An 18,949-nucleotide genomic window follows, 5' to 3' on the forward strand; every position below is an offset into this window, starting at 1 on the left:
TTCAGCCGGTGACGGCTTCGAGCAGAGCGTCAGGACTGCGGTCCAAACGTCGACCGTAGCCTCGCACGGAGAGCACCGCCATCACTATCCCGATGAGGAGGACCGTGAGGGCCGCAATGCTCGACGGCACGATCACCGTCAGTGCCGCCCACGCGATTCCGCCCAGGATCAGCAGGGCGAGCGCCACCCCGAGTGTGGCGAGGATCCGCGGGAGCTGGGCGGCCCGGTTGGAGGCGCTGCTGACGTTGAAGGGGCTTCGCACGCTCGACCATGCGCCGACTGCAGCCACGATGGCGATCGTCGAATAGCTGGCGATCAGAGCCACGAAGACCTCATCGACGTGGTGGAAGACCAGGGCGAACGCGATCGTGATACCCGTCGTCAGGGGCACGAGGAAGAGCACGACGGCGACGATCTTCCCAGCCAGTACTTGTTGGAGCCTCGCGCCCGACTGCACGGTGGCTTCGATCCCTACGCCGTCGTACCCGAAGACATTCGTCACCCCGCCGAAGGCGATGATGAGTGTCGTGATCGCCATCGAAACGGTCAGCGGGTTGGATGCGGCCTGCGTCACCCCGATCACGATTCCGAACAGGGGTGTGATCGTGATCAGCTGCACCGCTCTCGGAGACCGGAAGAAGAGGTACCGCAGGTGTTGGCTCATCGCGGCGAGCGCGGTCCCACTACGGACACCGTGCAACAGGCGTGGCACGAGCGCGAGATCTTCGCGCCGATTCATGCTGCGATGGCTGTCGCTCGATCCCGCCTGTCCTCGAACGTGTCGATCGAGCGCCCAGGTCCAGCCCACGATCGCCAGGGCGACGGTACCGACGACGATCACCGCACGAAGCGCAGCGCCGCCGGCATCCCCGTCGCGCATCTGGATGCCGATGGCCCCGGCAGCACCCGGAGGGGTCCACGAGAGCACATCACCGATGACGCCGGCAGCCGCATCCGCCGACCGCAGGATGTTCGTCGATGCCTCCACCAAGAGGAAGACACCGACCGCGAAGAGACCACTGACGATGATGGCGACATCCCGACCGCGTCGTGATGCGAGTGCGGCCGCGAACAGCGCGCGAACGGCGTAGGACGTGCTCACGCAGAGAACGACGAACAGGACCGCACTGATCAGGACGATGATCCGCGTGAGAACGTCGTAACCCGCCGCGACCGTTGCTCCGACAGCCACGAGAAACGTGGCAACTGCGGTGGGTGTTGCGAGTCCTCCGATCAGCAGTCCGGTGATCTGCTCCGTACGCGACAGCGGGAACTGCTCCAACTTCACGGGGTCGATCGCATCTCCGCCCGCGCCTGGGAGAAGCACGGGCGTGAGGATCCAGGAGAGGAAGAGTGCTGTCATGAGCAGCAGGACGATCATGTCGCCTGCGGCGGTGTCCTGCGAGTCGAAGATCGCGACCAGGGTGCCACCGGCGAGCCCGAACAGGACAGCGATCACCCACCCTGCCACGAACCAGACGGTTCCGCCCGTACCCCGCTGATCGCGGCCGCCGCGCTGCAGGGCGAGCCTCAGTCTGAAGAGGACGAGAGCCATCCGAGATCCTCCTTTTTGAGCTCCCGCCCACCGACGATCCCGACGAAGGCGTCTTCGAGAGATCCGGTGCCAGCGAGTTCGCGAACCGTGCCCTCCGCGACGAGAGTGCCTCCAGCGATCACGGCGACGCGATCGCAGAGCCTCTCGACGACGTCGAGGACGTGGCTGGAGAAGACGACCGAGCCCCCGCCGTCTCGATAGCGAGCGAGCAGTTGTTCCATGACCTGGGTGTTCACCGGGTCGAGAGAGCCGAATGGTTCGTCGAGGATGAGCACACGCGGGCTGTGGAGGATGGCGACGGCGAGGCCGACCCTCTTAGTCATCCCCAGGGAGAAGTCCGCGATCTGCCGGTCGGCGTCAGCTTCCAGCCCGAGCACACGCAGGAGGTCGTCACCACGCTCCCGGATCGTCGCGGACTCCATCCCCCGCAACATGCCGGCGTAGTCCAGCATCTCCCGCGCGCTGAGCCGCGAGAAGAGGGTGGGGTTGTCTGGCACGTATCCGAGGATCCGCTTCGCCGCCCTCGGATCCGGCCACACTGAGACACCGTCGACCTCGATCGTGCCGCCATCCGGACGCAGGAGTCCCGCGATCATGCGGATCGTCGTCGTCTTACCGGCACCATTCGGACCCGCGAGTCCGTAGAAGGAGCCGGTCGGGATCGTCAAAGACAGATCCTGGATGACGTGCGCATCCCCGAAAGCCTTCTTCAGTCCGGATATGCCGATTGCTGTCAACACACTGCCTTTCCCATGCCGAGCCACTCCGAGGAACTACTGCCCGGATCACCGGGTGTTCTGTACCGTGGTCATACGATCATTCCTCATCTAAGGAGACCACATGCCAGCTCGCAGCCGCGGCCGATCCACAGCGCTCATCGTGATTGGTGTCATCGTGGTGGTTCTGAGTATCTTGGCCCTCACCGCCGGAGGGCAGATCCTCTGGTGGATCTCGTTGGCTGCGGGAATCATTGCACTCGTGATCGGCGTGATCGATCTCGCCAGGAATCGGGGCACGAAAGCCTGACACGCTCATCGAACGCCGTCGCCACTGAGTTCAGCGCGGCGTCACGATCGGGTGAGGCTCGAGTACCAAACGGCCCATGGCGATCATTGACGCCTCTAATGCAGGCAATAGACGCCGTGCTGGCGATGTCGCTGCTATCGACGGAAGTACTCGTTCGCGGTCTTGGTGTAGAGCAGCACGAGGCCGATGACGGCCACGATCGCGGCGAGGAGCGGGCCGACGAAGTTCGCGGGGTGCGCCAGGATCGAGAAGATTGCGGAGATCAGCGACAGCACGAACGAGATCGTGACGAGGATACGGGCCACGCGACTGCCGGTGAACAGGGCGAAGGCGACAAGGAATGAGATGACGCCGACGACGATCGCCACCCAGGCGGTCTCGGTCGACACTCCCTCAGGGTTGAGGACTCGGGTGAGGACGAGGATTCCGGAGATGATCTGCAGCGCAGCTCCGATCCACGCCAGAACTGCGATGAGTACGATGCCGCCAGGACGCTGACCAGCCATAATGTGTTCTCCTTCTCGTTCTTCGTGAGTTCACCGCAGTGAGTCATCCCGGTGATGACGGCGATGTTCCTGCTCGGACTGCATGACCGCAGACCGTGTTCATCGGTGGTCGCGGCTGAATAGCCATGAACCGCGGGGAGGAGCCAGCTCGTCAGTCGCCGAGCTCGCCCAGGAGATCCTTCAGGCCGAGGCCGCCGATGTTCTGGGCCTCGAACTCGATGGTCGTGTCGGTGGTGGTATCGGTCAGCTTGATGACGCGCACGGTGCCACGCTGATGACGGTCCACGGCGAGGTTGCTCCGCTCAATGAACGTGACCGGGTGCAGGTTCTTCCATCCGCCCACGAGGCCCGTCCTGGTGCGACCGAGCACGTAGAGGCGTGTGGCGGAGGCTGCGAGCACGATCGACGGGTAGCTGCCCTTCGACGAAGCGTTGACACGCTGTCCGAGCATTCCCCCGGCGACGCCCCAGGCCATGGAGTTGTCACCGCCCACCCCCACGCCCGCTGCCGCGCCGAGCACGCTCGCGAAGGTGGAACCCCGCGGCATGACCACCGCTACATCCAGAACCTCGTCGTCGGGTACGACTGCTTGTGCGCCCTCGCGAGCGCTGTCCTCTCGAGACAACTGTGACGCCCTTTCAGATGTTGGATTCGTCCGAGGGGTGCCCGGTTTGGATTGCTCACCACGTTAGCTAGATGCGGGAGATTTCGGAAGAGAGAGCATGGCGCCGTCCGGATCCGCTTCACCCCCGACCCTGCACACGCTCGCGGTCCGTCGATCCCCACGGGTGGTCAAGCTGGGGGAGTGTGTGTTTGACTAGCCCAAATTCTGTACCTTCCTGATGCAATTGGGGGCAGCACGGATGGGGCGACATGGGGATCTCAGCGGCCGCTCGGTTGTGAGTACTGCTGGTCGGAAGCTGGCGGCGACCATTGCCGCCGCTGCCCTCCTTTTGACTCCAGCGGTGGTGACAGTTCCTGCCTTCGCGGACCCACCCACGACCGGAACCACAGTTGTAGACGAGACCTTCAGGGGTGCGACTGTTCCGGACGACGCGTGGAAGGTTCTGGGCGATGCCTGCTTGACCGGCTCGGCCGCTGGATCGACGCCACCTGCGGGATCCGCCGCTGTGCCGAGCTGCGCCGCCCACCAGAGCGGGCCTGTCCCTACCCCGGGCGTCACGGACGGCTATCTGCAGCTCACGGACACCGGATTCAGCCGGGAGGGGAGCATCCTCTACGACCGTCCCATTCCGGCGTCGGCTGGCATCTCCGTCACGTTCGAGCAGTACCAGTACGGAGGGAACGGTGCAGATGGAATCGGGTTCTTCCTCGTCGACGGGTCGACGACCCTGAACGCGATCGGGGGAGTGGGAGGCAGCCTCGGCTATGCCCAGTTCGTGAACGGGCAGCCGGGAATCCCGGGCGGCTATCTCGGCGTCGGTCTCGACGCATGGGGTAACTACTACAACGACACCGAGGGCCGCGGCACCGGATGCCCGGCCGAATCTCGATCGCCGTCGACCTGGAACGGCCCGGCCGCGCCGAGCGTCATCACCGTGCGAGGACCAGGCGACGGCGGGTACGGCTACTGCTGGTTGGGTGCGACGATTCCGCAACCCTTGGGGAACCCCTACTCGCCGGGCACCACGCTGAACGGGGGAAGCGGCACCTTGCGGGCCGACACACTCGACGCATCTCGACGCACCGTCAACGTCACCGTCGACCCCTCGAGCGATCCCGACCCGCGGATCCGTGTCGAGGTTCAGTACACGCCAGGGGGTGCCTGGATTCCTGAGATCGACCTTCCGGCGCCTGCGGGCACGCCGTCGACTCTCAAGTTCGGTCTCTCGGGATCAACCGGCTACTGGCAGGACGTGCACCTCCTCCGGAACGTCGTGGTCAGAACCGTCGAGCCGCTCGCCGACCTCGTACTGGAGAAGCAAGTCGACCGGTCCGGGCCAGCGCTCCCAGCTGTGCTCACCGAAGGCTCGGTTATCCCGTACCTCTACACCGTCGCCAACTCCGGTGGCCCTGTCGATGCCCTGCGGGTCAATGACGACCTCGTCACCGACGTCACCTGCAGCAGCACGTCGCTCGACGGCACTGTGGCGACCGAGACGACGACCTGCCGTGGGTCGTACACGGTGACGAGTGCGGATGTCGCTGTCGGCTCGGTAACCAACGTGGCCTCAGCGTCAGCGACTGCAGCGGGTGGGACGGGCGTCGAGTCGCCGTTGCGTTCGCTGACCGTTCCCCTCGTGAGTTCGCTCGATCTTCAGAAGTCCGCGGCGACTCCGGCACCATACAACGTGGGCCAGCAGGTGTCCTACTCCTACGTGGTCACCAACACCGGCGGATCGACGCTGACCGATGTGTCGATCGCCGACGACAGGATCGCCGCAGCGGATCTGCGCTGCCCGCAGACGGTACTCGCCCCGGACGCAGACGTCACCTGCACAGGCTCGAGTGTGATCGCGCCGGCAGATCTCGATGCCGACGGAAACCTCGTGAACACCGCCGTCGCACGCGGAGGCACCGCAGTAGGCCAGACGGTCCAGTCCGCCCCCCAGCGGCTATCCCTCCCCGTCGCCGTGGATGTCGCACTCATCAAGACGGTCGACGATCCAGACCCCGAGGTCGGCGACACCATCACCTTCACCGTGACCGCCTCGAACAACGGTCCCGCGACAGCCACCGGCCTCGTCGTGACCGACACGCTGCCCGGCACCGGTCCCGACCAGAGGTTCGCGTTCACCCGATCGACTGTCACGGCAGGCTCGTATTCGTCCGACAGCGGCGCGTGGTCGATTCCGAGCCTCGCGCCCGGATCGGCTGCGTCGTTGACGATCACCGGCGTGCTCGGTTCTGGCTCCACCCTGACGAACAGCGCCTCGGTGGGTGCTCTGGATCAAACTGACCGCGATCCGTCGAATGATCGGGCCGTGGTCACAGTCAATCCCTTCGTACCGACCGCCGACATCGCGGTGACGAAGACCAGTGACCTCGCCAGGGTGGGCATCGGTGAGATCGATCTCTTCACCTTGCGAGCGTCGAACGGCGGACCTTCAGCCGCTGCGGGAGTGGCCGTTCGCGATCTGCTGCCCCCCGGGTTGACCTACCTTGCCGACGAATCCGGCGGCGACGGCACCTACGACCCTGGAACAGGCGTCTGGCGAATCGGCGACCTCGCGTCAGGAGCCGCCGCCGAGCGCACCATCGCCGTTCGTGCAGACGCGCTCGGCACGTACACGAACCTCGCGACCGTGCAGCCGGGATCGACTCCCGCGGACTCCAATTCGGCCAACAACTCCTCCAGTGCGAATCTGAGTGTGGTTCGTGCCGAGACCGACCTGTCGGTCATCAAGAGCGTGTCGTCTCAGACGGCGACGGTGGGCGATACGGTGACCTTCCAGCTCGTGGCTTCGAATGCCGGACCCGTCGCCGCCCGCCAGGTCAGCGTCGCGGACGTCATTCCCTCTGGTCTCACGGTGACCGGCGCGTCGACGGACACTGGAACGATCTCCGCCGACGCCACCCTGTGGACCATAGGCACGCTACCCGCGGGTGATACCGCATCCCGGGCGACCGTCACGGCGACTGTCACGCGATCCGGCACCCTCGTCAACACGGCCACGATCTCCTCACCCGTGGTGTCGGATACCGTGCCCGCCAACAACATCTCCTCAGCATCGGTGAGAACCAGCGAGCCGCAGGTCGACATCTCCGTCGCCAAGTCAGCATCAGTACCGTCCGGAGCGGACGTCGAGGCTGTCCCGGTCGGGGAGACGATCGAGTTCACACTGACGGCCAGCAACAACAGCGCCGCTGCGGCCACCGAGCTGGTCCTGCGCGATGCCCTCCCTACTGGCCTCCAATACGACAGCGACAGCGGCGACGGCAGCTACGACGCTGAAACAGGAGAGTGGCAGATCGCGACACTGGATGCCGGTTCCTCCGCCACGCACATCGTCGTCGCAGAGGTGACGGCTCCAGGCAGTTTCCACAACACGCTCGCAGTCGTCTCGTTGGCCCAGGCCGACACGGATCCGAGCAACAACACCGCAATCGTCTCCGGCAGCGGGATAGTGCTCGCGAATCTCTCGATCACCAAGACCGTCGCCGATCCGATCGTGAGACAGGGCGCCCCGATGTCGTTCACGATCGTCGTGTCCAACAGTGGGCCCGACGCTGCGACGGATGTTATGGTCGCCGACCCGGGCATCCCCGACTCGGCGACGGTGAGAGTGTCGCAGGGTTCCTGGGACGCAGCGACCCGGCACTGGACCGTCGGTGACCTGGCCGACGGAGCCTCATCCACCCTGACCGTCGACATCATCGCGACGACGGCGGGACTGCAGCAGAACGTCGCAGGCGTGATCGGATTCGGCCAGCCCGATCCCGACCTCGCAGACAACCTCGCGGTGGCGGAGGCCTATGCGCCATCAGCCGATCTGATGGTCACGAAGACCGTGGACGACGCGAGCCCCGTCGCCGGACAGACGGTGTCTTTCGTAGTGGGAATCTCGAACGCGGGCCCCGACGCCAGCGGCGACGTCGATGTTCAGGACACACTGCCATCCGGACTCCGATTCGTCTCGGCCGAGGCGAGTGTCGGCACGTTCGACGCGGACTCCGGGCACTGGTCCGTGGGCAATCTCGAACCCGTGTCGCTCCCGATCACGGCACCCCAGGAGACCCTGACCGTACGCGCGATCGTCGAGGGAACGGGCCTCATCGAGAACACGGCGTCTGCAGACCGTGCCTCGGCCTTCGCTGTCGATCCGGACACCTCGAACAACACAGCGTCGGTCGTGCTCTCCGCGACGCCCGCGCTGGCTGAACTCCACACCACGAAGACGGTGATCGCAGGAGGTGTCGCAGGCGAAGCCGTCACCTACAGGATCGGCGTCACGAACGACGGCGTCGCCTCTGCGGATCAGGTGGTCATGTCCGACACGCTTCCTGAGGGCCTCGAGGATGCGACGACCGAGACTGATGGATGCGCCATCACAGACGGAACGCTGTCGTGCGACTTCGGGGACATGCAACCCGGATCGTCAGCCTCTGCGACTGTGAGCGCGACGGCCGTTTCTGCCGGCACGATCGTCAACACCGCGACCGTCGAGTCCACGAGTCCGCTGTCTCCCACGTCGACCCTCAGCGCGTCCGCGACACTGACGGTCGTCGGCGATCCGCCGCTGGTCGGGGGAGATGATGATGGCGACACCGAGCCGGCCGGATCCAAGTCCGATCTGGCACGCACGGGGACCGACGTGAACGGGATCCCGCTGGGCACTGCAATCGCGTTGCTGGCTCTAGGGGTCGTGCTGGTCGCCGTCAGGCGTCGGCATGGATCCCCACACGGCTCGCGCGGAAAGTGATCTCGAAACCTGTCTGGCGTCCAACATCCAGCACCGCTTCAGGTGCAGACGACCGGAAATCAACCATCTCTTCTAGCCGTGGGCTGACCTATCCAGATGTGCTCACCTTGGTGATTCGTCGTCTCGGTCCTCCGGAAGCTGGGGACAAGTCCCAGCTCGGGAGCGCCTGGAAGCTGTCGCAGTAAAGGATCCGCTTGCGGACGCCCGCTCCAGGACTGGCTCATGGAGGAATCGAAGGCTGACAGCCAGACCTCCTGACATCGGCATCGTGCCCAGGGGATTGATTGAGGGGCCAACTGCCGCGTGCGCTTCCGACCGAAAGGCGCGCTGTCGGTGCATGATCTCCAGTAGGGATGGATTACATCGGCTGTGATGCGGGGGCAGAGTGGCGTCAGAACTGAGATCACCGTCTGCGGCTGAGACGAGCATCATTTTGGAGCTGATCCAACGAGCATCCTTGCCAGCGCTCATTTCTCAGTATCAGGTCGCATCTGTCCAGGCCATGGACGATGGGCAGATGGGCAGCCTTCTGATTCTTCCCCTGGAGGTAGCAGCTGATGCCAAGCGCCGATTTGGCCGCGAAGTCGCTGAGCTCCGTTTCGTTGACGGTGATGGCGTGCCCATATCTGCCGCTCTCAACGTCGATAGCGACGGGAACTTGTTCGAACTCGACATGTTCAAGGGCGACGGTTCGCCGCTAATCCGTATTCCTGACGCCTTCTAGTGCGGTTGACGATCACCAACAGCGCTCGCGCGGGTTCTGTTTCTCCTACTCGTTGAGCGTCCGGTAGACACCATGCGCTGCGACCCAGATCTCCGTACCCTCGACGAAACGAGGATCTTCGGCGTGAAGGGTCACGTTCGCCACGCCCTCCCTCGATGACCAGTCCTGTCCGACATATCGGGTCCGAAGACTCAAATACCGACCAGTCGCCACGAGCGCTTCGTTCGTTCCGATCACAAGTCCTTCTGCTGTGACAGGCTCGTCCAACTCGATGAGAGGCAGCCCGCCCCCTCGTCTCGGTCCGGAGCACCAGGCAACCAAGCGACTATCGTGCCGGCAACAAGTGCGCCACCCGCAACCTCGTAGTCCCAAGCAATCGATAGCCGCGTCGACATAGTGACACCCATAGCGCCCATCCTGTTGCGGTTGCGGTCTCGGCACGACACCCCACTACGGGCTCCAAGCTACCTCGCACACGTTCACGACTTTCCACACCGGCTCGCCGCGGTGCTGCGGGCCATCGCCGCGGCGGACGGAGGAGCAATCCTCTTCCACTGCGGGGCCGGTTGGGATCGAACTGGTCTTCTCGCCGCAGTTCTCTTGCGCGCACTGGATGTCACCGACGATGCCGCCGTCGAGGATTACCTGGAATCCTTGACGAATGCTGAAACCATGGCCGCGCTTCACGGTCGATCTTTCGATGTCGAGGAGCGCCTGCAGGTTCTCGCTCGATTCAGTCACACACCAGAATCTGCGTTCCGCAGCATGTATGAGGAACTCGACCTCGAAGACTGGTTCCGCATGGCCGCCATTGACGACGAAACGCGCACGGCCGTCACCTCATGGCGCGGAGCGGCGAACCCAGGCGATTGAACTATCGCGCACCGCGACTCGTGTCGCTGATTTCGAACTACAGGCCCAACCGCGGTCGGGGGTTGACCGGGCGAGTCTTGCTCGCGTGGGTGCGGTCTGTAGATACGTCAAGAGTTTCAGGCTGGTCGGCTCCGACCTATTTTCCTACGGCCACGGTTGCTCACGCAGGCACGATCGTCGCCTATCTCTCGACGTCCCACGGAAGGCGTTGCGGCAGCCATTGAGGCGGGTGTAGCCTGACTCGCGAGTAGTCCAAAGATGTGCCCCTGTCGGACTTGTCGGACTGGTCCGCCTCGAGAGTAGATCTGTTGGCGCCGGACGGCTCGGTCGTTCGCTTGCCACACTGGCCACCTCGGCGGCCAGTGCACACGCCTTTGCCACAGCAACGATGCTGGAAGGTGCTCCCATGCCTGGTGAGCCCGGGACAGTCATGGGTCCCGAGATATGGCCGCGAACTAGCGAACCGCCTACATTCGACATCTTTGCGAACGATCATCCGTTCTGGATGATCGAAGTTTCCACAGATCTCGACCTGCTGGACTCGGCAAACCAAGATCAGCGGTCATCGCAGAACTACTTCTTTGGTGGCCAGACTGAGGGTTCATTCGCGGCAACTGCGTCATGGACAATGCCTCAAGAGGTTTGGGACCGGCTCGGCCAAGCCGAGCGGATCTACTACCGGCTGTACACCTCTGAAGATGACGCGGATTTCGTCGACTGGACTGTTTCGGTTCAGGACGCGTCAAGCGCAGAGACTCCGTTTGTTCTGCTGGGATCAGGTGAGGCCGGCGCTAGTCCACTTTCAGAGCCTTCTGTCGACGCGGATGTCGACGCCTTATGTCGCTATCTCCGTATTTCGGCGGAGGACTTTGCCGTCGAAATGGATCGGTATTTCAATCGTCTGGGTGAGCTGCTCTCTTTTCACCAGATCACGAGATCGGCCGATGAATTGAACGCCGCCAGTTTCCGTGGCGCCGTATCCGAGTTCCAAAAGGCTGTAGGACTGCAAGTGGATGGGGTGCCTGGTGAGGACACTCTCTGGGCCTTGAATCAAGACTGGGCAGCCTCCCGCCAGCTGGCCTTAGAACGTGTCGCGATGGATGCGTGGGTGCCGCCCGGAGCGCAGCAGCACATCCCTGATGAGCACGGGTACGAATCCGTCCGCGTCCGTTCAGACGTCGTGGGCGCGGTGGAGGGCCTGCGCGCCGATCTGAACGCGGTTGAAGTCTTGATGACGTCGGCTGGCGCGTCACGAGCGCTGGATGCCGCAATTCGGACAGGACGCTCGGGCACGTCCATCCACTACAGCGGAGCGGCAATCGACCTGGCGACGACGTCCGGGATGGTTAGTGATCAGAGCGCCAACGCCAACAACCAACTGTATGTCATCACCGATGAATCCGGCCGCTGGCGAGTTTGGGCCCGCTCGGAGTTCGGCCAGGACTCAACGTTGGACGCGGTCGAGTGGGCTGAAGGCAGAACGTCGACTCGGACCGTCGAGGGGCGATTTATAGACGTCACTGCTGCCGCCGAGCGTCGAGGACTACAGGGAATTGGACCTCGATCGACATTTCCGGGCGATTACCTCAGCGCGGAATGGTGGCATTTACAGAGCGCGGACGCCCTAGTACCTTGGGCCAGCCAGTTCGGTTCCGAAGTCCTCAGCCTTGCCACGAACAGCTTGAGCGGCTTTCAAGCCGCGACAGGTCTCTGGAGTGCTCGCAAACGAATATTCCACCGAGGCAAAGATGGCTGGTGGTGACCGTGGTGGATGGCTACAAATCCGCCGATGATCAACCAGCATTGGGAGACACTGCGAATCTCTCAGCAGAGAGCGAACGCGTGTATCGGCAGTTCCAGCGCGATTATCAGGACGCGAAGCAGGCATACGACGATGCTCTCAGTGAGGCCCGGAAGGACCCTCACGCACTGGAGAACTGGCCGACCACCGGCGCTACTTACCGGCTCAGAGTAAACGATGCCTACGACCGTTTGCTCTCGCTCGGCCACAGGAAAAACGTGGAATCGACCCGAAAGACGCACCGACCTGCGCAGCACCCGCGACCAAACGATTCGTACAGCGGCGAGCTTGACGCCGACTGATCAGCCATAAACCAGCAAGCCGAGCTCGTCATACGGCAGGAGGCATTCCGCACGAGCTGCTACCGCCATCACCGCACCAACGGAAAGAAAGGCGCACCATGCCTGATGTCTTCAAGATCCTCAAGGATCTGGAACTAAAAGCTACCGGACTCGACGAGAAAACCATGCAACAGCAGGAAGGTTATTTCGTTGCATTCCGCGACATCGGCTTACCCATTCGTGAAGAGGATTTCGATCACCCGTACAACCCGTTAGGGCACGCCGAAGTGGAACTCCCTCCTCCGAACACGGATCCCAAGGACGCCCCAAAAACGGCAAGCGAGAAGGCCGGGCTGGACCCAGAGAAGGTGTATGACGACACCCTGCTCGCGAAGATCTCGGCATCACAGCGCGCATACGTGAACACCTTCATGCTCACCGATGCGAAACTCACGATGAGCCCACGCTACTCAGTCATGCCCGGGACAACCAAAGTGAGCGATACCTGGTGGGCAATCGTAACCGGCGCAAACGGTATTCCCAAGAAGCTAGAACTTTCGCCTGAGCTGAAGCAGGCCTATGACGACGCACAAGCCGACCTGGTGGACGAAGGAGGCGAACCTACACCTCGATATGAGAAGTACTTGGAGTATTCCGACGCGTACGAAGAAGCCTTGCACGAGTACGCAACGGCATACGCAGAAGCCGCCACCGATCCTGAAACCCTGGCGAGCTTCCCGCTCCAAGGTAGATACGCACGAAAGCAAGTGGACAAAGCGTGGGACCGGTGGAACAGTTTGGGCTCCAAGGAGAGAGTGGAGGCGGCGCTGAATACGCTTGCGGCTCAGGGGGTCGATCCAGCGATGGCGCTCATCAGCCGGGCCGAGAAGAAGCTCAGCGACAACTTGCTTGACTTCCCCGGGGTCGGCCTACTTCCGCTGACAACTGTCTCCCCTAGCAGCTGGTCGCGGGGCAGCGACGATCGCGGCTGGAATAAGTACACGAGCGCAGACTTCCACTCCGAGACTCACTACACGGAATCCAGCACCTCGATAAACGCCAACGCCGGACTCAACCTCGGATTTTGGAGCGTCGGTGGCTCGCTAGCCAGCAAGAACGAGCGAGCATCGATGCAAGGTCAAACTGACAACTTGGAAGTCTCCTTCGAGTACATGATCGCTGACATCCAGCGACCGTGGCTCAGCATGGAGCTGTTGAACCTGAAGAACTGGTTCCTGTACGGCGACTACGACAAGAACGCCATTTCCAGCGGCACCATGGCGCAGGAGAAGCCGACGGATGGTAGCGAACCACTCTTCCTTCCCTCTGTGATCACCAGCCTGATCCTGGTGAAGGACATTCACATCAAATGGGCGAATTGGAAGAGCGACTGGAATGCAAAGACTTCGAGTTTGGAGGCCGGAGCATCGGTCGGCTGGGGACCATTCGCGGTTTCGGGCAGCTACGGGAGTAAGAAGCACTCGCTGGATGCAACGACTGACAATGAAAGCGAAGGGCTTACCGTCGAGGGGATCCAACTCATCGGGTATGTATCCCAGATCACGCCCGCGTCACCTAAGGAGAAGAGCAGTACCTATATGACGACGCCGAACCCCGCCGAGCCCCCTACCCCCATCGGCTAAGGGTGGCCTCGATCACGGTATCGACCACGGACGGCAGGATTCATTGATGTCTCTCCCAATAGGTTCGGTCTATCGTCCGCTGAACGATTTTTTCCTGGCGCGCTTCGGCACGCGAGACGATAGTCCCATCATCTTTCGTTTCGACAGGTTTGGAACCGCGCTTTCTGAGGATGACTTTCGCGTCGACCCGAGTGACAAAACCAGTGCAGTCAGCGCGGCCATCGCGCGGGAGAAGGTTTCCGACCTCGTCAATCGGGTACCCACCGACGTTGGTGACGGAGTCCATGTTCAGTTGCTCAGCGATTCTATAGACGACTTCTACTCGGATCTGCTGACGTCTGCTCAGCCGTTCCTTCCGGGTGGCACCGACCCTGACACGAGAGCCTCGCTCATCGAGGACTTCACTGCCATTCTGGCGGACGCAAAACGAGTCTGGGCACTGTCCGAACTCACATCAGTTCTCGGCAGTCCCGTGCCGTTCCACGCAACCGACTCGACCCCGGCCAACTGGTACGACACATCCATCGCCGATGCTTGGACTCACCACGCGTACGTAGCGAGAGAGTCGTCTGCAGACAATGCGGCTGATCCTGTCAACTGGAGGATCGTGCCGTCCGCCGCCAAAGTGGATCACGCGCTCGGTGAAAACCCCCCGACATTAGCTCTCTGGAGCACCCGGAAGCTGCGGCCGCGACTGACGAATGACGCGGACAGTTCGGTGACCGTAGGACCTGAGCTTGCCAAACGTTTGTCAGCGTTTCGATTCCCCGAGCGACTCAAACTAGAGAGACTCCTTGACGACGTCGCCCTTCACGAACCCACACAGACCGAGAGCGTGTCCGTGTCATTCGATTTCTGCGTTGTTACTCTGCGCCGCGCCTGGCTGAAGACGTCCTTTTTGTATTCGTCGCCATGGAGAGTTCCTGGGCGTGAAATGGGCGCACTGAACGAGCTCGAGGCATCAAGCGGCCTTGCCCTGATCCCGATCGCCTTCGTTGCCATCCGGAATCTTCAGATCGCCGCCGACTGGTCCGACGTCGACAAAACGAGATTGGAAACGGCGATGTCGTGGGGTCCGTTTGACGTGAGTTCCAGCGTTGGGCGGAACGAGTTAACCCAGCCCGGGCTGCAAATCCTCGGCTGGATGCTTCAGCGAGTCCGGGCGCTACCGCCGAACCCTCCCAATGACGGGCCAGTGCTGGCCGCGCAACCAACCGGTCGCACCTACACAGTCGTGGCAGGCGACACGCTCAGCGGGATCGCCCGAAGGTTTTACGGCGATGCGTCGAGATGGAAGGAGATACGAGAAGTAAATGGCATAGCCGACCCAAAGCAGATCTACCCAGGACAAGAACTCACCATTCCGTAAGAACTATTGCCGCACCCGGTAGGAGGCTGACGTGGCTGCCAATTCCAGCGCTCCGTACTCGACATCCGTGCAGGGAGCCATCGATTGGGCGAACGCGGTCGCTCGGGTCAGGGCGAATGCTGGACCAGCCGGAGGCTCACCCGAGACCAACGCAAGGGACCTGTTCGTTGGCGCGCTGCTGGCCCATGCTGATGCGAACGGTGAGGTTCAGGTGATACTCGATCATTTCGGGCTCACAGCTCGCGACGTAGTAGGCGAAGACTACGCGCGCCTCAGTCCGTCGACCCTCGCTGCTGTGCTCCCTTACGTTTCCGTCGGGGCAGCGCCATCGGACGAGATCGAGATAAACGAGATTTTCGAGATGGCGGGGATGCTTTCCCCTCGGGGCCCTATCCAGTTGCTGCACCTGTTGGGAGGGATGCTTTCCGCTCCAACGCAGCTGGCGGTAGCCCTCGATCACGCGTTCGAAACCATCGGCGAAGACCAACGTGCGATCTCCGTCTCCTACAACGACTGGCTTAGCGGTGCGCCTCAGCAGAAGGAAGTAGCCGGCGAGTCGCTCCGAACATGGTTACGGGAACACAACCCGCGCTCGCCCGTCGGTATCGCAGGCTTCGCGACCGATGACGTAGCTGGCCCCGTTGTTGAACAGCAGGACCTCGTCGGAATCTCGCCTGAGTCCAACGCCCTCGCATACCTTGTGGCCGCCCGAGACCTAGTTCCGCCCCTGGCTATCGGACTTTTCGGCGATTGGGGCAGCGGCAAGAGCTTCCTCATGCGAGATGTGCAGCGGCGGATAGATCGTCTGGTGGAGCTCAGCCGAGACCAGCCACAAAACGAATCCGCGGTATGGAAGAACATCGAGCACATCTCGTTCAACGCGTGGGAATACGTGCAGGGGGACCTCTGGGCAGCACTGCTGGAAAAGGTCTTTCGCACCCTCGACACCCGGGTAGTCGAAGCGAGCCTGGTGAGCGAACGGAAAGCACCGATCAGGGTCGAGCTTGAGCGACAAGAAGCGATCCTCGTCGTCGCTAGATTGCAGGAGGATACCCTTTCTGGGCTGGTGCACACTCTCGAAGGCAAGGCTCAGAAGGCGAAGAACGAGCTTGAGGAGCGCGAGACAGAAGCGAAGCAGAACGCTGCGAGCCCAGATGAAGCTGTGCGGGTTGTCAAAGAGGCGCTTGCTGAGCAATGGGAGGAGAGTCGAATTGAAGGGCTGGATCCGGAGCTCGAAGACCTTGCCGATGCTCTCGCCGACGCCTGGGACGAACTTCGCTCAGGTCCGGCACTTTTCAGTCCGTACTGGCGTCGATGGACGCACGTGGCCCTCATCTCGGCAGTCCTACTCATCGTGCCCCTCGGGACATGGGCTCTCCAAACCTTCACCGAAATCCCTGAGGTGAATGCCCTTCTCGCAACAGTGGCAGTGAGCATCCCGGCATTGGCAGGGTGGCTGCGCAGCGCGACCAAATGGATCAGCAAGCAGCGGCGGCACATCGAAGATGCGCAATCGAAGATAGAGACTATGCGCCAGAAACCGGTAGATGATGCCGAGGAGGCGTTGGCCGACGCGCAGGCTCGATTGGCAATTGCCAAAGCCGATCTCGAGAAACAGAAGGCTAACGTTTCCGCCGAGCAAGGCCGTGCCATGGATCTCGCGAGTCAGCTTAACGCGATCACCCCGGGGAAAGTGTTCGTCGAGTTCGCCGGTGAACGAAGCACCGACTACCGCAGCAAGCTGGGACTCCTCGGCGCAGTCCGCGAGGACCTACGACAATTGGAGCGAGAGATCGTCTCCAACAACACTGCCGCGATTGACTCCGCGATGGGCTACGACGCCTCAGTGCCCAACAGAATCGTGCTCTACATCGATGACTTGGACCGTTGCCCACCCGCGAAGGTCGTTCAAGTGCTTGAGGCCGTACATCTACTCCTCGCCTTCCCTCTCTTCGTTGTCTTCGTCGCGGTCGATTCGAGATGGCTCAGCTCGGCTCTCATCGAAGAGTTGCACGCCCTGCGGACCCTTAGCCAAGGGAAAGCAGACACCCCGACGGCAAGGGACTATATCGAAAAGATCTTCCAGCTTCCGTTTTGGGTCCAGCCCTTGTCGGGAGAAGAGCGCGGCGCCATTGTGTCCGGATTGCTTTCTCCCGCAATCCGTTCCGCGGGTGAGGGCACGGCGCCGGGCGGTGGCGTGCTGAGACTCGACGACGTTCGCACCTCGGCCATTGACCGTATGATCGGTCAAAGTGGGTCAGGGTTGAGAGTTGAGACCAGCTCACTTACCCTCTCTCCCGAGGAGGTCGAGTTTGCGGCGCATCTCGGGCCGCTTCTGGGTGACACACCGCGCCGCGTGAAGCGCTTCGTCAACACGCTCCAGTTCCTGCTGTCGGTCAGGCCACCGCTCGGCGAGGTCGGAGCACATGCGCCTCGCCAAGCACTTGCTCTATTTGCCGCGATCAATGACGGGCTCCCCAACGTCGCCCGCCACGTCTTCCGGCCAGAAAATGTGACTCGAGCTCTGGGGGATATTTTGTCGGACCCGGAGATTCCAGCAGACGAACGCGTCCGTCTCAACGATTGGCTCGCCGTACCAGGACATTCCGTGTGGTCGGATGTCGCTGCGGTTGAGATTGGAGAGCGCGCGGAAATGGTTCAACGCCTCGGGTTCCTCAGACCGCTCATCTGACCGCACCGCCGATCATTCTTCGTGCGCGCCGATGCGGGCAAAGCCGCAGCAGACCCCGGCCGCGGTGTAGCGATCGTCGTTCAGGTCACAGGATCTGACGCCACACTGTGGAATGTGTTCAGTTCGAATACCACCTCGATCGTTTCCACAGCCGCTCGCAGACGAGAACCCATGTTGACGACCCCGCGGAGTGGCCGGACGCCCGGGACCGTGACGTTGTGGTCGCCGCCAGCGCCCGCAATGCACATCTCATCGCGGCCCTCGCACCCATCCTCTCCGGATGCTCCGCCCCACTGGCCGTGCAGTAACGGGACGTCGTTTAGCGAGGATTAGAGCCGCGGTGACTCAGATGTCTGACATTCACTGACAGGTTAGGCGGTCGCGATCCGCTATTTCTAGGACACTTTCGCCCTTGGGGGTAGATAACCGACGGCTCTCACTCGGCCGTCGATTCGATGTCGGCCGGTGACGTGCTGCTTCTGGAAGCCCAGGTCGCAGTCGGAACTTCCGATCTCCTGCCAGTCGAGGTTGAGCCAGCAGTGTTCGATGCGATCGTCGCGGCGACCGATACCGGGATCGTGGTCGTCAAGGCCGCAGGCAACGGCAGCACCAATCTCGATGCGTACAACGGATCGGCTTGCGGGCACTGCCATCGAGCAGGTTTGCCTCGCTCGGCCGGTTTGAGTCGTGCTGGTGTCGGAGGGTTCGAACATCATTCGAACCATGAAGTGGCACCCGATCCTCGCCGCTACGGAACCCGAACCGGGCATCTGGGTGCTGATCGATGCGCAAGATCACGCGTATGGTCGCGTCGCCGTCGTCCGCGTGGACGGGGCGGTACGGTTCCGTGCTGGGTTCCGGGGCGAACTCCTCGGCTACGGGACCACGCTGCGGGGTGCGTGCGAACGAGTGCACTATGCCTTCATCCGAAGCCACGGGCCGGCGCCGTTTCAGGGGTATCCGGACTTCAAGGCTCGAGGAAATGCGAGCGGATGACTCCTAATCGTCCGCTCTGTCTGCCCATCGGATAGTGTCAAGGACCCGCTCTCTGGACCACCATGTGTAGACGCGGACGTCGAATTCCTTCCAACTGAT

Annotated in this window: 14 protein-coding genes; 10 read left to right on the top strand and 4 right to left on the bottom strand. The window is 62.4% G+C overall.

The window, feature by feature from the left end; all coding sequences use genetic code 11:
• Position 1 precedes the first annotated feature (1 nt).
• Together E4M00_RS17040 and E4M00_RS17045 are read right to left on the bottom strand one after the other, a co-directional pair.
• Positions 2 to 1,555, bottom strand: a complete 1,554-nt coding sequence (locus tag E4M00_RS17040) for a hypothetical protein (protein WP_135121669.1) — start codon at positions 1,553 to 1,555, stop codon at positions 2 to 4.
• The gene (locus E4M00_RS17045; RefSeq protein ID WP_204773035.1) at positions 1,531 to 2,319 is read right to left on the bottom strand and encodes an ABC transporter ATP-binding protein; all 789 of its coding nucleotides are present in this window, start codon (positions 2,317 to 2,319) and stop codon (positions 1,531 to 1,533) included. The genes E4M00_RS17040 and E4M00_RS17045 overlap by 25 nt, the downstream gene beginning before the upstream one ends.
• Before the next feature lie 76 nt (positions 2,320 to 2,395).
• Between E4M00_RS17045 and E4M00_RS17050 the strand changes: the two genes are divergently transcribed.
• Positions 2,396 to 2,581 carry a hypothetical protein gene (locus E4M00_RS17050; protein ID WP_135121670.1) on the top strand — a complete coding sequence of 62 codons (186 nt, stop codon included), beginning with the start codon at positions 2,396 to 2,398 and terminating at the stop codon, positions 2,579 to 2,581.
• Between the two features lie 134 nt (positions 2,582 to 2,715).
• Here the strand turns inward: E4M00_RS17050 and E4M00_RS17055 are convergent, their stop codons facing one another.
• Together E4M00_RS17055 and E4M00_RS17060 are read right to left on the bottom strand one after the other, a co-directional pair.
• On the bottom strand, positions 2,716 to 3,087 hold the full coding sequence (locus E4M00_RS17055) for a hypothetical protein (RefSeq protein ID WP_135121671.1): 372 nt from the start codon (positions 3,085 to 3,087) through the stop codon (positions 2,716 to 2,718).
• Positions 3,088 to 3,238: 151 nt separating this feature from the next.
• Positions 3,239 to 3,634, bottom strand: coding sequence for a hypothetical protein (locus E4M00_RS17060; RefSeq protein WP_135121672.1), 396 nt, complete (start codon positions 3,632 to 3,634; stop codon positions 3,239 to 3,241).
• Positions 3,635 to 4,052: 418 nt separating this feature from the next.
• On the opposite strand from E4M00_RS17060, the gene E4M00_RS17065 reads away from it, so the two are divergent.
• The 9 genes from E4M00_RS17065 (at position 4,053) to E4M00_RS17105 (ending at position 18,850) form a co-directional block, all read left to right on the top strand.
• The gene (locus tag E4M00_RS17065) at positions 4,053 to 8,471 is read left to right on the top strand and encodes a DUF7507 domain-containing protein (RefSeq protein WP_167756948.1); all 4,419 of its coding nucleotides are present in this window, start codon (positions 4,053 to 4,055) and stop codon (positions 8,469 to 8,471) included.
• Between the two features lie 385 nt (positions 8,472 to 8,856).
• Positions 8,857 to 9,195 (top strand): DUF6984 family protein, encoded by a 339-nt coding sequence (locus E4M00_RS18290; RefSeq protein ID WP_420813461.1) that lies wholly within the window; start codon positions 8,857 to 8,859, stop codon positions 9,193 to 9,195.
• Between the two features lie 396 nt (positions 9,196 to 9,591).
• On the top strand, positions 9,592 to 10,068 hold the full coding sequence (locus E4M00_RS17075) for a tyrosine-protein phosphatase (RefSeq protein ID WP_275668230.1): 477 nt from the start codon (positions 9,592 to 9,594) through the stop codon (positions 10,066 to 10,068).
• A 505-nt stretch (positions 10,069 to 10,573) separates the two neighbouring features.
• The gene (locus E4M00_RS17080) at positions 10,574 to 11,830 is read left to right on the top strand and encodes a peptidoglycan-binding domain-containing protein (protein ID WP_167756949.1); all 1,257 of its coding nucleotides are present in this window, start codon (positions 10,574 to 10,576) and stop codon (positions 11,828 to 11,830) included.
• Positions 11,824 to 12,171, top strand: coding sequence for a hypothetical protein (locus tag E4M00_RS17085; RefSeq protein WP_135121677.1), 348 nt, complete (start codon positions 11,824 to 11,826; stop codon positions 12,169 to 12,171). The genes E4M00_RS17080 and E4M00_RS17085 overlap by 7 nt, the downstream gene beginning before the upstream one ends.
• A gap of 98 nt (positions 12,172 to 12,269) precedes the next feature.
• Complete coding sequence (locus E4M00_RS17090; protein ID WP_135121678.1) at positions 12,270 to 13,793, top strand: hypothetical protein; 1,524 nt, start codon at positions 12,270 to 12,272, stop codon at positions 13,791 to 13,793.
• A 46-nt stretch (positions 13,794 to 13,839) separates the two neighbouring features.
• Entirely contained in the window at positions 13,840 to 15,162 is a 1,323-nt protein-coding gene (locus E4M00_RS18205; protein ID WP_275668232.1) for a LysM peptidoglycan-binding domain-containing protein, read from the top strand.
• A 31-nt stretch (positions 15,163 to 15,193) separates the two neighbouring features.
• Positions 15,194 to 17,854, top strand: coding sequence for a P-loop NTPase fold protein (locus E4M00_RS17100; RefSeq protein ID WP_135121679.1), 2,661 nt, complete (start codon positions 15,194 to 15,196; stop codon positions 17,852 to 17,854).
• A 723-nt stretch (positions 17,855 to 18,577) separates the two neighbouring features.
• Positions 18,578 to 18,850, top strand: coding sequence for a hypothetical protein (locus tag E4M00_RS17105; RefSeq protein WP_135121680.1), 273 nt, complete (start codon positions 18,578 to 18,580; stop codon positions 18,848 to 18,850).
• Positions 18,851 to 18,949 lie beyond the last annotated feature (99 nt).

The sequence above is a fragment of the Orlajensenia leifsoniae genome, assembly GCF_004570845.1.
Taxonomy (GTDB): domain Bacteria; phylum Actinomycetota; class Actinomycetes; order Actinomycetales; family Microbacteriaceae; genus Orlajensenia; species Orlajensenia leifsoniae.